Genomic DNA, 16,325 nt, shown 5'->3' with positions numbered 1-16,325 from the left:
CCTTATTTTTTAGGGAATAATTAAGGGAAAAAATTTTACCGCAAGGCACGCAAAACTTTGTGAACTTAGCGTAAATCTTAGCGCCCTTTGCTGTTAAAAGGGATCAATAAAAATAGAGATTCTTTTTTTGTGTTAGTATTGGAGTTGTATTATTGCTGTTTGTAAACGCTACGAATATTTTTTCTGATAATGTATTTTGCTGTTATCTTGAATGGAATATATATTAAGATTTACAGCTAATAATTATTTAACTAGTTATATACATCTTTTTTATTGCAATGATTAAAATTAAAGCTTTAAAATAAGCAATAGGGACATCTGAAAAGAGATTAGTTGAATTGAATGATGTATAGTGAAAACTTATTTCATGTTTAAGCATAAAAAAACCTGCTCGATTGAGCAGGTTTGTAATTTTATATCAAAAATTAAATTTTAGCTGTAAATGCCATAATAGTCTTCTATAATTTGGTTAGATATTTCGATGCTTCCTGTAGGAACGCGTAAGTTCAATAAGGTAAAAATTAATAGTTAGTAATATTGAAATCACTCAAATAAAATTTATCCAATAGTATTTATGTTGTTCAAATTGTATTATATAAATTTAAATTCGATTAGAAATAATTTTTTGTGCTTTTTATAGGTTTATAAAAATATCTCGACAAATTATTTTATTCCAAGATTCCCATCAAATGTATTAAAGTCATCTCTTCTTTTTGGTTTAACAATCAATAAATTATAAAGTTGGTGACAGATCGATTTTAATTCAACTAGGTTGGAATTGTCAATTGCTTTTTCTCCTAATTGTATCAATTTACTATGTTTGGATCTGTCTTTAAAGGCACTAGGTTCTTCAAATCGCAAATAATAAAAATAATCTATGTAGCTTTCGTCTTGATTATTATAGATGTTGTCTAACAGGTTTTCCAGTTCCTTGTTTTTTTTACGAATTAAATATTTATTGTTCGACTGTAGAACTTCCTTTTCATTTTTTATGATCTTTTCATATTCTTCTTTTTGGCGAGGACTGCCTTTTTCGATATAAAAAGAAAGGCTATCTTTTATGTTATTGTACTCTTCAAGCTCGAATAATATGTGTTTGTGTCGGATAAGATCATCAAATTCCTGAATGTATATTTTCTTTAATTCATCAATTTGATATTTTTTATCTGTAATAGCATCATTTTTATTTGCCAATGCCTCGTTATAGAGAACAGTTAACGATTCCTGAGATCTTGTTAATTTTGCTAGATATTCATAATTTTCATTCTGTTCTTCACTTTTTATTTCTGCTAAAATCGTATCTAAAGCATTCTTAATTTCGGATGATAATTTTTCGATAGAAATTTTTCTTTGATGCGGATTAAAGACTTCGCTTATTTCTAAATCGAGAGCACTTATATAAACATCGATACTCAGATCTCGGGACTCTGAAACTTTAAAATTCAGTTCAATATCCATCCCTTTTATAAGATCCTGCTCAAAATCACTTCCACATATTTCAATATACCCGATAGATAGATTACTGCCGACCATACTTCCAGCATTACCTTCAACTACATTTATAATAAGTTTTTGATCAGAGTTTCTTAATATGTTTTTAGAACAGGTTTTGTAAATTGTTTTCTTTAGAGGTAGAATATCATTTTTCTTAAAGATGATTTCCATGTGGCTTTTTCCTGTTTCTTCATCTAGCTCTAAACAAATGTCGTTCGGAATAGGCTGTCCCAAAATACTGTATAATCCGTTAGTAATTTGAATATTTGCATTACTAAATACTTGTTTTTGCTGATTATCGAATAAAAATAACGTGAATTTATTGGTCGTTTTTTCCAATAAAGGAACAAATTCGGCTATTTTTTTATTTGCTTTCAGAAGACCGGTGTCAAAACCACCATCTGCACGGGTAATTCTGTAATAGCCGTCAAATGATTCTCCTAAAAGAACAACAATTAGTTCTTCAGAATCTTTAGAATGTGGTTCATAGATGGTCTCAACCTGAATACTATTTTCTTCAGATGTAGGTTTGTTTACAGTCTCTTCATCAATTAATTCTGAAGGTTTTGAACCTGCATAATATGCTGCTCCAATCATTACTGCAGTTGTAGGATCTAAACTCGTTTCTACTTGAATTTGAGTTCTTTCCTGTAATTGTTGGCGTATGTAAGGAATATATGTAGTACCGCCAACAAGTATAATGCGGTCTATATCTGTAAAAATTAGGTGATTTTCTTTAATTAATTTTTCAATTAAATTAAATGATTCTTCAAATTTAGGCTGAATGATTAATTCAAATTCTTTTCGAGTGATGTCTATGTCTAATGAGATTGAAAGCTCATCAAAATCGATTTCAATACTGGAAGTTTCTTTTATTGAAAGTTCTTTTTTTGCTTCTTCTGCTTTGTAAAGAAGTTCAAAAAAGAGTTTATTATATACGGGGTTTTCTTTAGAAATTAGTTTTGACCAAAGATTGTTTTCCTGAGTTTCCTTTTCGATTTTCGGGCACACTATTTTCTCAACAAATAAGGTATCTAGATCGACACCTCCTAAAAAATTATTGCCTTTATGATCAAATACCTTGAGATCTCTCTCATTAATGTTTACTAATGCAATATCAAATGTTCCTCCTCCAAAATCATATACCAGCCATTTTTTGTCTGATGTAACTTCTATGTTTAAGGAATTTGAATAGGCCAAACAAGCAGCGATAGGTTCCTGAAGCAAAACTATTTCTTCAAAACCTGCCTGATAACCTGCTTTTTTGGTAGCATTAGACTGGATTGTATCAAAAGAAGCAGGAATCGTAATGACAGCAGATTTTAAACTTTCGCCCTGAGTGAAATTAATTAATTCATTTAATACCATTGAAGACAATTCAATCGGACTGCAGTTTTTATCGAGATCTTTGATGAAATAAACTTCGTCAGATCCCATTTTTCGTTTAAAAGAAGAGAAAACATTTTCGGCATTTGTAGCGCTGTGTTCTCTTGCTTTTTCGCCTATTTGAATACGTCCTTTTCGAAATGAAACTACAGATGGAATAGTGTCCTTGAACCCAACAGGATTTTTATAAATATTGATTTTTCCATTTTCATATTTTGCAATTCCTGAATTCGTTGTTCCTAAATCAATTCCGATATTGATATTCTTCATATAATGTTGCTATTATTCTACTATAACTACTGCTTTTTGAACCAGTTGCAGAGTGTCGTTTTCTATTTTGTAAATTGTTGGTTTAATAACTTTGGTTATTTTATTCGAATTTGAATTAAGAATATTTGCATCAATAGAGCTGTCTCTTTCATCGTAATTTGTCCCTAAAGGATTTATGATTTTATATCCTTTTTCTTCCAATTCGTTATAAATTCTTTTTAGATTGCGCTCGAAACCATTGAAGTTTTGTTCTAACGCTTTTTTTTCAATTTCAAACAGTTGGTTTATGATTACATTCATTTTTAAAATCGGATTTTATGAATCAGCAATTTACAATTTATTTAATACGATATTAATTATCAATATAATTTTTTATCAATGCCTTAATTAGTTTATAACACCATGAATATCATTCAATTATTTTCTTTGTTGGACTTGAAAACGGATCAAATTTTAGAATTTGGTTCTCAAGATTATATTAGAATAGAGAAAAAAATAAACTTCGAAAAAAAGATAAACCCGGAAATAGATTCTAACGTTAGTAAAAATTTAATTTCTGCATTGAAAGAATACAAAGAGGAATTACTGTTTATACTATCGAATCCTATTTTTTTTAATTTTTTCACACATAAGAATTTCTCTAAAAGTTATTTTTTAAATTATAACTTGACTGTTTCTGATGAAAGAATGAGAGACTTTATTGTTCTTTTTTTAGCAGATGACCTGATTTCTTTTTTTAGTTTAAAACTTTCAAAGAGTACTTGTGAAAATTTTAAAGAACTTGATAGCCTTTTAGATTTAAAAAGATACTTTCCAGAAGGGATTATCTATAAAATGACTTTACTTGTTTATTCTAAACTTGATTTTGCTGTTTCTCAATTATCTGTTTTGAATACTAACAATTATTCTAGTATCCACTATATAGAATATAAAGCCTTTTATGATTTATTATCTCATTTTGCAACGATTGAATTAGATCAGAAAATGGATAATCTCTTGTCATTGGTTGTTAGATCTTATAAAAAAAATACGAGCAGCAATTTTTTTAGTTCTGTCATAAAATCGATGGTATTTTATAATGCTTTTAATGAAAATATGAGTAAAACTCTGGTAAAAAACAGAGATCTTTTACTTGTATCAATAGAAGATGAGGACTATGAAAAAATGCATCGTGTTATAAAAATAATAATTGCTGTTGTTTTTCTTTTGATAGCTTTTAATAAAACTAGATGTTCTTAGAATATTTTTTATTTAATCTTTTTCAAAAGAGTTAAAAAGATTATGTTTGTGCTTTAAAATTAGCCTTAAGCATGAACATAATAGAGTTATTTGAAGAATTAAAGATAGATAAAAATAATATTCTATTATTTTCCCCAGAAGATATAATCCGAATAGAAAAGCAAGTTAATGTTGAGAAAAGAATAAATCCGGATATAGATATTAATGTCGCCAATAATCTGATTTTGGCTTTAAAAACGTATCGCCAAGAATTCTTTTTTATAGTTTCGAACCGAATTTTGTATAATCTTTTTTCGAAAAAAAATTATTCCAGGCATAATTTTCCTTCTCCTCAAAGAGAATATGATTCTGAAAAGATTCAATCCTTCATAAATCAGTTTCTCAATGACGATTTAGTGTTGTTTTTTGATCAGAATTTGTCTCAGAATAAATTTGATGACATTAATGATATTTTTGATTTTAAAGACTGTTTTCCTGAAGATGCACTTTTTCAATTGAATAAGAAACTAAACGGTAAGGTTGATGCTATACTTGTAAGTTTGAGCCGAAATGATTCGTCTAACATGCCAGCAATTTTGTATGTAGAATATAGAAGTTTTTATGTTTTGCTTTCCTATTTCAGTTCTGTCGAGATGGATGATAAAATCAGAAGTCTTGTAAATATTGTTTCAGAACGCTATAATGCTAATAAACTATCTGATTTTTATATGACTTGTATATCCTCAATGGAGGGATATGTTGCTTATGATCCTAGTTTAACTGATATTTTGGTCAGAAATAGAGAAGCTGTTTTTTCTAATAGTATTGATAGAGACTCATCAGGTGGTTCATCAGGGATATCTGGAAGGACTATTTTTTTTATAGCACTAGCAGTTATAAAAGTATTAGCTCTTTTTGCTAAATGCTCTAGTAATTAATTTTTAGACACCAAGCCAAATAGTAAAAAATAAAGTTCCTAAATAATTTTTTTTATAATATAGATACTTTGACATATTGGACTGGGCTGTTGTAAGTTGCTTTCAAAATTGTAATTTTATTTATAATTTCCAAATAATGGCAAGGAAGATATATTATACAGTCCCAAAAAAAACAACCTTATTAGAGTATCTTGAGGATTATTGTCCGAGGCTGAAGTAGAAGATTATGAGGAAGAGGTATTTAAATTGTTCTGATAGATTTCCCCAAGTGCGTACATGGCAATTGGACTGCCATTTTCTGCGGTCTTAGTAAAATAATACAATGCTTTTTCGGGGTTGTTTCCTTTATATTATAATAATTTGCGAGAAGTAGAATTGCATCAACCTTATAATTGTCACTGATACTTCCAAGGATTACCTCTTTCGTAATTTCCTTGGAATCTCTTAAAATTGTTAGATCTATTTTATCGCCAATTTTATGTTTTAAAATGGTTTCTGTGATATCATTGACATAAATAGAATTAACTTTTAAGATTATGTCATTTTTAACAAGTCCACATTTTTCAGCTTGACTATCTGGAGCTACATTGATAATTTTAAAAGTGCTTACTTCTTTGGATGTCATTTTTTTCTTCTTGTTTAACCTTTTTTATTTTAAAGAACACATTAATCCAGTGATTACTACAAAAAGTATAAAGTATATATCGTAGTTATATTCGAGTTAAATAAAAAAGGGTTCACATGTTAAGGAAAAATGAAATAAGTAATTCAGTGTTAACTATGCTTAAAACAGTCTGTAAATTAGGCTTGTTGCTTCTGAATTTATAAAATTATTATGTTATATATGCGTCAAAATTGTCTTTTTAGGTAAGGAAAATGTTATCGTTTGTTTTTTTGAAATTAAAGTATAAATCGGTAGTTAAATAACAGGTTTGTTACAGATATGTGTATTGTTTATGCTTTTGGTTATAAAATCACTAAAAGTGGGTATTGTCTGAACCCTGAACGATACATACATTAGCATACGAATATTGAAAATTAATTTCAAAAAATAATTCTTATTGTACATCACTTTTATATGAAGAAAAACTTAAACTATTCGAATATTTCAGAAAAGACGACTAATGTCCTAGAGAATAATCATTCTATTTTAAGTACAGAGGAATACAATAAAATTATTTTTGAATGGAATACAACTGATAAGGAGTATCCTAAAAATAAAACCATTCAGGAATTATTTCAAGAACAGGTAGAAAAAACTCCAAATAGTATTGCTTTAGAGTGTGAAGGAAAGGAGTTAACTTATAATGAGCTTAATCAAAGAAGCAATCAGTTAGCAAGACACATTAGAGCTCAATATAGAATAAGAACGAAAAGATCCCTCACTTCTGATACACTTATTGGCTTATGTCTTGATAGAAGTTTAGAAATGGTGATAGGTATGCTAGCAGTTCTAAAGGCAGGCGGAGCATATGTACCAATGGATTCAAGTTATCCTAAAGAAAGGATAGATTATATACTTGATGATACTAGGTTAGAAATTTTACTTACTCAAAGGCATCTTATAGAGGTCAGCGGTAATCAATTTCCTAAATTGGATGTGATACATATTGATTTAAATGAAGAATTATATGAAGAGGAGTCTAAAGTAAATCTGCCTGAACATAGTGCATTTAACAATCTTGCTTATGTGATTTATACTTCGGGTACAACAGGTAAACCAAAAGGTGTATTAATAAATAATCAATCAGTTGTCAATTTAATTAATTTTCATAATGAAAGATATTCAAAACTTTCAAACTGTCTTCAGGTAGCATTGTTGTCAAATTATATTTTTGATTTTTCGGTACAACAAATTTTTAGTACTATTTTATTCGGACACAAACTGCATATAATATCTAATAGTTTATTATTAAGTCCAATAGAATTTAATACTTATTTGAAAGTAAATAAAATTGAGGTATTTGAAATAACTCCAATACTATTTTCGCATTTGATATTACCATTTGATAATTATCATGATTTTAATTTAAAATTAATAAATATTGGAGGGGAAAATCTTTTAACAGCTACGATTTCCAATTTTTTAAGAAAAAATCTCCCATCTGAACTTTTAATTATTAATACCTATGGTCCTACAGAATATACTGTTGATGCAACGTGCTTCGAAATAAATGGTACTAGTAAATTAAGTGAATTACAAAAAAATATACCAATTGGAAAACCTTTAGATAATACCAGAATTTACATCCTTGATTTAAATAATTCTCCTGTTCCCGTTGGTGTAATTGGAGAATTACATATTGGTGGTGCAGGTTTGGCTAGAGGTTATTTGAATCGTCCAGAGTTAACAGCTGAGCGTTTCATTGTAAATCCTTTTGCTACAGCAGCAGATAAAGCTAATGGATATACGCATTTGTATAAAACAGGTGATTTAGTGAAATGGCGAGCAGATGGCAATATAGAATACATTGGTAGAAATGACGATCAGGTTAAAATACGTGGCCATCGTGTAGAGATAGGGGAGATAGAGCATGAGATGTGCCAGGTGGATGGAATTAAGCAAGCATGTGTATTAGTTAAAGAAAGAAAGACTGAGACATCCAATATAAAATATTTGGTAGGTTATTATGTATCGGATTACGATATTACTTCGATTGATATTCAAAATAGATTATTGGAAGTATTGCCAGATTATATGATTCCCACAGCTTTGGTAGCAATGGAATCTTTTCCATTAACAATCAATGGTAAATTAGACAAACGCGCCTTACCTGATCCTGAATTTACTTCTTCTAAAGTAGATTATGTTGCTCCAACCACCGAAAGAGAAACAGCAGTTTGTGAGATTTGGATGGTGCTAATGGGATTAGATCAAGTGGGAATCACTGATGATTTTTTTAGACTAGGTGGTGACTCTATTTTAGCTATACAAGTCTCACATGGCATGAGCAAGTTGCTGGATTGTCATGTAAAAGTAGCTGATATCTTTAAATATAAATCCATTGCCCAATTATTAATTCATGCAACAGGTCAATCACAACTGATTATACCTAAAATAAATTCTAATAAAGTTGCTCTTTCTTTCGCTCAAGAACGTTTATGGTTTCTCGATCAGTACGAAGCAGGATCTAGTGCTTATCATCTGCCTGAAATATATGAACTTGATATTAATGCAGATAAAGATGGAATAAAATATGCATTTCAACAAATAGTAATTAGGCATGAAATATTAAGGACCACAATTGAACAGGTTGGTGATTTAGGTCAGGGCATGCAGGTTGTGCATGATGATCCATTAATTATTGATGAGATCTCTTTAATGGATAAAGAGAGTTATGAATTATTAATCAAAGAAGATATTAATCGTCCTTTTGATTTAAGCAAAGAATATCCTATCAGAGTTAAATTTTATACTATTAAGTCAAATGGACAAGTAGATAAAACTTTTTTATTACTCAATATTCATCATATAGCAAGTGATGGTTGGTCAACTAATATTCTTGAAGATGAATTATTTGCTTTTTACGAAGCTTATATTAACAAAGATGCAACATTTAATTTACCCGCTTTAGAGATACAGTACAAGGATTATGCACTTTGGCAAAGATCTTATTTAACTGAAGAAATCTTAGAGAAGCAACTGTGCTATTGGAGAGAAAAATTGTCGGGATATCAAACTTTAGAATTTCCCACCGATTATACAAGACCTGCAAAGATAGATTATAAAGGGGCAGATCATGACTTTGTAATCAGTAGAGAAATCAGCCAAAAGTTAAGAAAACTATGTAAATATTATGAAGTAACACTGCATAGTTTGTTATTAAGTAGTATTAATATTTTATTCAGTAAATATACCGAACATTACGATATTGTAATTGGTAGTCTTAATGCTAACAGGCAGCAAAGGCAAACGGAAGGGCTTGTCGGTTTTTTTGTTAATACACAGGTAAATAGAGCGTTACTTAGTAAGTCCCAAAGTTTTAAGGAGTTAATACAAGAAGTTCAGCGGGACCAGATAGAGGCTCAGCTTCATCAGGATTTGCCCTTTGAAAAGTTGGTTAATGACTTAGGAATAGATCGCGATGTTTCAAGACATCCTATCTTTCAAGTATTGTTTGGAGTGCAGGGGTTTGGTCAGGAGAATAAAAATTCAGAGCAACAAAAAAATTATCTCAAACCTTATAAAACCGATGATGTTTATCTTAATGCGAGATTTGATTTAATTATCACCATCGATGACCGTGATGAAGAAATTTTAGGGAAAGTTAATTTTGCTACCAGTTTATTCCATAAAGATACAATAGCGAGGTTCGCTCAACATTATTTATACCTTCTTGAGCAACTAAGTGAGTCTCCAGATATGCCTTATAGTCAGCTTAGTTTATTAAGTCCTGATGAATATAATCAGGTTGTTCATCATTGGAATGCAACGGATAAAGAATACGCAAGAGATAAGTCAATTATAGATATATTCGAAGAACAGGTAAAAAAAACACCGAATAATATTGCTATTGTATTCGAAGAAAAAGAACTCACCTATCAACAACTCGATGAGGAGTCTAATAAATTGGCGCATTATTTAATCGCTAATTATGATACACAAGCAAATGATTTAATAGGTATCATGCTTGATAGATCAGAAATGATGCTGATAGCTATTTTCGGGATATTGAAAGCGGGAGCAGCATACGTCTGTATAGATCCCGAATATCCTTTACCGCGAAAAGAATTTATAATAGAGGATGCATCGCTTAAAATATTAATCACACAAACAGATTATATCTTTGATCTTGAATTTTATAATGGAAATGTTTTTGCAATAGACGTACAATTAGACTCTATTGATACTCCAATACAATACAAAAAAAGAGTCATCAAATCAGATGATCTTGCATATGTTATATATACTTCGGGTACTACTGGCACTCCTAAAGGTGTAATGATAGAGCATAGCGCTATTTTGAGTTTAATATGCAATGATTATATCACTTTATCTACGAACGAAGTTTTTGCCTTTTTATCCTCTCCTGCATTTGATGCCAGTACTTTTGAAATCTATACTCCATTACTGAACGGAAATAAACTGATTATACCAAAGGAACTCAATACTATTATTTCGGATACAAAAGAATTTAAAACTTTTTTAGCATTAAATAAAATCTCAGTTTTATGGCTGACAAAAACTCTATTTGAAAATTTATACTATTTAGATAACAGTCTTTTCGGAAATCTTAATTATTTAATAATTGGGGGAGAAGCATTGGATAAGAATACCGTAAATAAACTGATCGGCAGTTCTTTAAAACCTAAGCATTTTATAAATGGTTATGGTCCAACAGAAAGTACCACATTTGCTTGTACTTATAATATGGTAAATCAAATAGTGGGGCGTACAGTTCCTATAGGTAAGCCAATTAATAACAGAAGTATTTATATTCTTGATTCAAACTATAGTCCCGTTCCTATTGGAGCTATTGGAGAGCTTTACATTGGTGGGGCTGGTTTAGCAAGAGGCTATTTGAAACGTCCTGAACTAACGGCTGAGCGTTTTATTACTAATCCCTTTGCTACAGAATTAGGTCAAGATAAAGGACATACAAGATTGTATAAGACTGGTGATTTAGTACGTCGTTTAGCAGATGGTAATATAGAATATATTAGTCGTATTGATGATCAGGTAAAGATACGAGGCTATCGAATAGAACTAGGGGAAATAGAGCATGCAATATCTCAGATTAAAGGGATTAAGCAAGTGCATGTATTAGCTAAAGAAAGACAAACAGAAACTGGAAATACAAAATATCTAGTTGCTTATTATGTATTGGAGGATAGTAATAAAATATTTGATGAAGCTATAATCTTAGAAAATTTATCCCAAGTTTTACCTCATTATATGGTTCCAGCATCATTCGTAGCCATGGAATTCTTTCCATATACGATTAATGGCAAATTAGATAGTAATGCCTTGCCTGATCCAAACTTTAGCACATTATCAGAAGAGTTTGTTGCTCCAGTAACAGAAACAGAAAAAGCAATATGCAATATCTGGCAAGATGTATTAGGATTAGAGCGCGTGGGTATTACTGATGATTTTTTCAGAATAGGTGGCGATTCCATTTTAAGCATCCGTTTAGTTTCAAAAATAAGACAATTAGGTTTTAATATTTCTGTACAAGAAATTTTTAAATATAAAATCATTCAAGACATTTTGCCGAAAATTGTTAAGGTTGATTTTTTAAATGAAATAGATTATAAACCTTTTTCACTCATTAGCAGTGAGCTAAAAAGCAGCATTTTAAAAGATAATAATTTACAGTTAGATCAATTACAAGATATTTATCCTGCGAGCTACTTGCAATCAGGGATGTTGATTGAATCTTTGGTAGAGGATAGAAATGACACCTACCACGACGTCCTTTCCTATGTTATTAATAAGAAATTTGACAACAATCACTTCCAGAAAATTTGGTCTGACCTTATTGCTAAACATGAAAATCTAAGATCGGAATTTGTCTCAAATGAAGAGGGATATTTTAATGTAATACATACATCAATTGATATTAATTCTAAAATAAAACTACTATCGAAGCAAGATAATTTAGAACAAATTGTGAACCTTGAGAAACATGCTGATTTTAAATTTACATGCGCTGGGATATTTAGACTATTGATATTACCAAGTGAAGATGATAAAAACTTTATCCTCATTTTCTCATTACATCATGCAATAACAGATGGTTGGAGTGTTGCTTCAATAATATCAGAGTTTGTAGATGCTTATGTATATGATAACCCTATTAATATGTGTATTCTACCAGATTATGGTAAATATATAAGTAATGAATTTATTGCACTTGAAAATAATACCAATAAAGAGTTTTGGCTTGATTATTTATCTGAATACGAATTAAAATCTAAAAATCTACTTATTAATCATCAATCTAAACCATGCAATGACCAAGTTATAATTGATCAGGAATTGGGATTGCTACTTAGTAAAAAAGTAGTTGATTTTGCGAGAGAACTGAAAATTTCACCTGATATTATTTTCTTAGGCTTGTACAATATAATTCTTTCAATATTATATAATACAAATGACTTAGTTGTTGGTGTAGTAACTAATAATCGCTTAGAAGAAGAGGGGGGAGATAGGGTATTTGGACTGCATTTGAATACTATTCCGATGCGTTTTAAAACAGAAGCTAGTCAGTTTAAAAGTGCAAAGGATTATTTTTTAGATTTATTAAATAAGAAATTAGAGGTAAATGAACATAAGTTATATCCTTTTGGAAAAATAAAAGCTGATCAAGGCGTTCAAGGATATATCTATCAGTGCGCATATAATTATGTTCATTTTCATATTGCTGAAGGAAATATCTCTAATCAGTCTTTAATTGAAGAATATTCAGCAACAAGATCAAGTGTGCCTTTATTGTTGGATGTAACGAGATCTCAAGAGACATTCAGCTTAAGTCTTGTAGGGAATACAGACTTTATTGATATTGATACCAGTCAAAAGATAGTAAGTTCTATGATTTTGTATTTAGAACAGATTATTAGTAATCCCGACAAGTTAATTATTGATTTTCAATTATTAATAGATGCAGATTATAAGCGGATAGTTTATGATTGGAACGCTACCGATAAGGAATATGAGAAAGACAAAACGATTCACAAATTATTTGAAGAACAGGTAGAAAAGACTCCAAATAGTATTGCTTTGGTTTATGAAGGAAATGAATTAACTTATAATGAACTTAATGAAAAGAGTAATCAGTTAGCACGTTATATTCGAGAGCAGTATCAAGAAAAAACACAACAATTACTTACTCCCGATACACTTATAGCCTTATTTCTAGACAGAAGTCTGGAAATGGTAATTGGGATACTGGCAGTATTAAAAGCTGGTGGCGCTTATGTGCCTATCGATCCAAGTTATCCTCAGGAAAGGATTGATTATATCTTGGAAGATACCCAAGCAGCGATTGTTTTAAGTCAAAGACATTTAGACGAAAAGACACTTCCGCAAGAGAAAGTTGTTTACATCGATTTAACAGAAGAACTGTATAAAAAAGAGAGCAATACAAATCTTAATCAACAGAGTCAATCCACTGATTTGGCTTATGTGATTTATACATCAGGAACTACAGGAAAACCTAAAGGGGTGATGATTGAACATAAGGCAGCTTCAAATACGATCAATAATTTATTTAGTGTTTATGATGAGCAGAAAATTAAAAGGGTAACAGCCTATACTTCTTATGTTTTTGATGTTTCTGTATCCGAACTATTCAGCAGTCTTTTACAAGGATTAGAGTTGCATATTCTATCTAATTCGATTAGGATTGATAGTATTGGCTTATCCAATTATTTTTCGACTCACAAAATTAATTTAGCTTATTTACCACCTGTTTTATTAAGTCAATTAGAGCAAAACATAACGTCAGATTTAATTAGCTTGATATACGCTGGAGAACCTTGCGATAAACAAACAGCACAATTATGGTCAGGTAAAGTAAAACTGTTTAATTATTATGGACCAACTGAAGCTAGTATTTATGCAATAGGAAAACAAATACTAACAGATGAGGTAGAACAAATCGGTCAGCCTATTCAAAATACCCAAGCGTATGTTTTGTCTTCTAATCAAATGCCTGTTCCTACAGGAGTTATAGGTGAATTGTATTTAGGAGGAGCTGGTTTATCCAGAGGATATCTGAACCGTCCTGAATTAACAGCGGAGCGTTTTGTAAACAATCCATTTGCTACCGAAGCTGATAAAGCCAAAGGTTACACAAAATTGTATAAAACAGGCGATTTAGTACGTTGGTTGGCAGATGGGAATATAGAATATCTTGGTAGAAACGACGACCAAGTTAAGATTCGAGGGTATCGTATAGAGTTGGGCGAGATCGAACACGCCATGTCTCAAATTGATGGAATCAATCAGGTGTGTGTGTTGGCTAAAGAAAGAAAGACTGAAACTGCTACTACTAAATACTTGGTAGGTTATTATGTGTTAGATGCGCGTGAGCTTACAATCGATCAGGCATCAATTATGGAGAAGTTGTCCCGAGTCTTGCCAGATTATATGGTTCCTTCGGCCTTTGTGGCAATGGAATCCTTTCCATTAACAATCAATGGTAAATTAGACAAACGCGCTTTACCAGATCCGGAATTTACTTCTTCTGAAGCAGATTATGTTGCTCCAACCACCGAAATAGAAACAGCAGTTTGTGAGATTTGGATGAGCTTACTTGAATTAGATCGAGTGGGTATTACTGATGATTTTTTCAAAATAGGCGGTAATTCTATTTTGGCGATTCAGGCTTCACATCGTATGAGCAAAGTATTGGGATCTAATGTTAAAGTGGCTGATGTGTTTAAGAATAGAACAATTAATAATCTTAAAGATGTTTTGTCGCAAAATTTATACGAAAAAAGTAAAAATATCGAAGGGGAAAGTTGGGAAATATTAGTTTAAAAAATAAAGAAATAAAAATGAATATAATTAGTATTATTGATGATTTCAAGAAAAATAACTCAATGTTATGGGTTGAAGATAATGGGATTAAGTTATTTGTTTCTGAAGATTTTAAAAGTGATGAACTAAAAAAAACAATTACTGAATTTAAAACTGAAATATTCAATATTCTTGTTTTCAATGGTATATATTCGAAGATTGATTTTCTAAATAAATTAATATTTAAAACTGATACGCAAGAATCTATTCTTTCATTTGCTCAAGAACGCTTGTGGTTTATCGAACAGTATGAAGAAGGCACAAATGCTTATCATATGCCTTTTTTATATGAGCTTGATAAGGAAACTGACAAAGAAGGTTTAAAATACGCTTTACAGCAAATCGTTTCTAGACATGAGGTATTAAGAAGTACCATTGAGCCAAGAAAAGACGAGGGGCATGGTATGCAGATAGTACATAATTCACCTCTATTTATTGAAGAAATTATAGTAGATGAGACTGATGATTATAATTCACTACTTAATGAAACGATTAATCGTCCTTTTAATCTAAATACCGAATATCCTATTCGTGTTGTATTTTATACAATCAAGTCTAGTTCTGAAGTTTTGCAGTCTAAAACTTTATTATTAATTACAATACATCATATTGCTAGTGATGGTTGGTCGTTGGAAATATTTGAAAGCGAATTGTTTGATTACTATGAAGCTTATGTTAAAAAAGATATTGATTTTAGTCTGCCAGCATTAGACATTCAATACAAGGATTATGCTCAATGGCAAAGATCTTATTTGACTGGTTCAGTTTTGGAAGACCAATTAAGCTATTGGAAAGGGAAATTGTCGGGTTATGAGCTTTTAGAGTTTCCAACTGACTATGCAAGACCTGCAACAATAGACTATAAAGGTGAAGATTACGATTTTAAAATTAACAGTAAAATTACTGAAAGATTACGCGCTTTAGCGCAACAGGAAGGTTTAACATTAAACAATGTAATGCTAAGCAGTATCAATATTATGTTAGGTAAATATACTGGACAGAATGATATTGTTATAGGTACTCTAGATGCTAACAGACAGCAAATACAAACTGAAAAGCTCATAGGTTTTTTTATTAATACTCAAGCTAACAGAACGATACTTAATAATTCTCAAAATTTTGTTGAACTAATCCAAGAAGTTCAACGTGATCAAATTGAAGCCCAATTAAATCAAGATTTGCCTTTCGAAAAGATAGTAAACGATCTTGGAATTGATCGTGATGCTTCAAGACATCCAATTTTCCAAATATTGTTTGAAATGGATAGTTTTGGTAAAGAAGAAAAAAAATCGGAAGAACAAAAAAAATACCTGAAGCCTTATAATGCAGATGAGGCTTATATTAACGCAAGATTTGATATTGTTATCTCCATAAATAATCATGGTGATGAAATGGAAGGTGAAATTAATTTTGCAAATAGTTTGTTTAACAAAGAGACTATAACAAGATTTTCAAAACACTATTTACATCTTCTTGATGAGTTAACACAAGCA

7 protein-coding genes and 2 pseudogenes are annotated in these 16,325 nt (G+C 30.6%); 6 read left to right on the top strand and 3 right to left on the bottom strand.

The window, feature by feature from the left end; genetic code table 11:
- Positions 1 to 663 precede the first annotated feature (663 nt).
- Together OIU80_RS20255 and OIU80_RS20250 are read right to left on the bottom strand one after the other, a co-directional pair.
- The gene (locus tag OIU80_RS20255) at positions 664 to 3,150 is read right to left on the bottom strand and encodes an Hsp70 family protein (protein WP_264288788.1); all 2,487 of its coding nucleotides are present in this window, start codon (positions 3,148 to 3,150) and stop codon (positions 664 to 666) included.
- A 12-nt stretch (positions 3,151 to 3,162) separates the two neighbouring features.
- Positions 3,163 to 3,450: a hypothetical protein gene (locus tag OIU80_RS20250; protein WP_264288787.1), complete on the bottom strand. Its 288-nt coding sequence runs from the start codon at positions 3,448 to 3,450 to the stop codon at positions 3,163 to 3,165.
- Between the two features lie 102 nt (positions 3,451 to 3,552).
- Between OIU80_RS20250 and OIU80_RS20245 the strand changes: the two genes are divergently transcribed.
- Complete coding sequence (locus OIU80_RS20245; RefSeq protein ID WP_264288786.1) at positions 3,553 to 4,389, top strand: hypothetical protein; 837 nt, start codon at positions 3,553 to 3,555, stop codon at positions 4,387 to 4,389.
- Between the two features lie 71 nt (positions 4,390 to 4,460).
- Positions 4,461 to 5,306: a hypothetical protein gene (locus OIU80_RS20240; RefSeq protein WP_264288785.1), complete on the top strand. Its 846-nt coding sequence runs from the start codon at positions 4,461 to 4,463 to the stop codon at positions 5,304 to 5,306.
- A gap of 241 nt (positions 5,307 to 5,547) precedes the next feature.
- On the opposite strand, the gene OIU80_RS20235 is transcribed toward OIU80_RS20240, so the two are convergent.
- The gene (locus tag OIU80_RS20235) at positions 5,548 to 5,931 is read right to left on the bottom strand and encodes a PDZ domain-containing protein (protein WP_264288784.1); all 384 of its coding nucleotides are present in this window, start codon (positions 5,929 to 5,931) and stop codon (positions 5,548 to 5,550) included.
- Positions 5,932 to 6,384: 453 nt separating this feature from the next.
- On the opposite strand from OIU80_RS20235, the pseudogene OIU80_RS20230 reads away from it, so the two are divergent.
- From OIU80_RS20230 to OIU80_RS20225, 4 genes and pseudogenes are all read left to right on the top strand, one after another.
- A pseudogene (locus OIU80_RS20230) lies at positions 6,385 to 12,918 on the top strand (amino acid adenylation domain-containing protein); the annotation flags it as partial.
- Positions 12,907 to 14,463: pseudogene (locus OIU80_RS20935) on the top strand (non-ribosomal peptide synthetase); the annotation flags it as partial. The pseudogenes OIU80_RS20230 and OIU80_RS20935, both read left to right, overlap by 12 nt.
- Positions 14,446 to 14,793: a phosphopantetheine-binding protein gene (locus OIU80_RS20930; protein ID WP_449757803.1), complete on the top strand. Its 348-nt coding sequence runs from the start codon at positions 14,446 to 14,448 to the stop codon at positions 14,791 to 14,793. The pseudogene OIU80_RS20935 and the gene OIU80_RS20930, both read left to right, overlap by 18 nt.
- A gap of 17 nt (positions 14,794 to 14,810) precedes the next feature.
- Positions 14,811 to 16,325: condensation domain-containing protein (locus tag OIU80_RS20225; protein WP_264288782.1), on the top strand; the 1,515-nt coding region annotated here is incomplete at its 3' end.

This window comes from Flavobacterium frigoritolerans, assembly GCF_025847275.1.
Lineage (GTDB): Bacteria > Bacteroidota > Bacteroidia > Flavobacteriales > Flavobacteriaceae > Flavobacterium > Flavobacterium frigoritolerans.
This window is presented reverse-complemented; position numbering and strand designations above follow the sequence as displayed.

Coding starts and splice junctions, on each gene's coding strand:
- OIU80_RS20255 (WP_264288788.1), bottom strand. CDS start 3,150: ATGAAGAATATCAATATCGGAATTGATTTAGGAACAACGAATTCAGGA.
- OIU80_RS20250 (WP_264288787.1), bottom strand. CDS start 3,450: ATGAATGTAATCATAAACCAACTGTTTGAAATTGAAAAAAAAGCGTTA.
- OIU80_RS20245 (WP_264288786.1), top strand. CDS start 3,553: ATGAATATCATTCAATTATTTTCTTTGTTGGACTTGAAAACGGATCAA.
- OIU80_RS20240 (WP_264288785.1), top strand. CDS start 4,461: ATGAACATAATAGAGTTATTTGAAGAATTAAAGATAGATAAAAATAAT.
- OIU80_RS20235 (WP_264288784.1), bottom strand. CDS start 5,931: ATGACATCCAAAGAAGTAAGCACTTTTAAAATTATCAATGTAGCTCCA.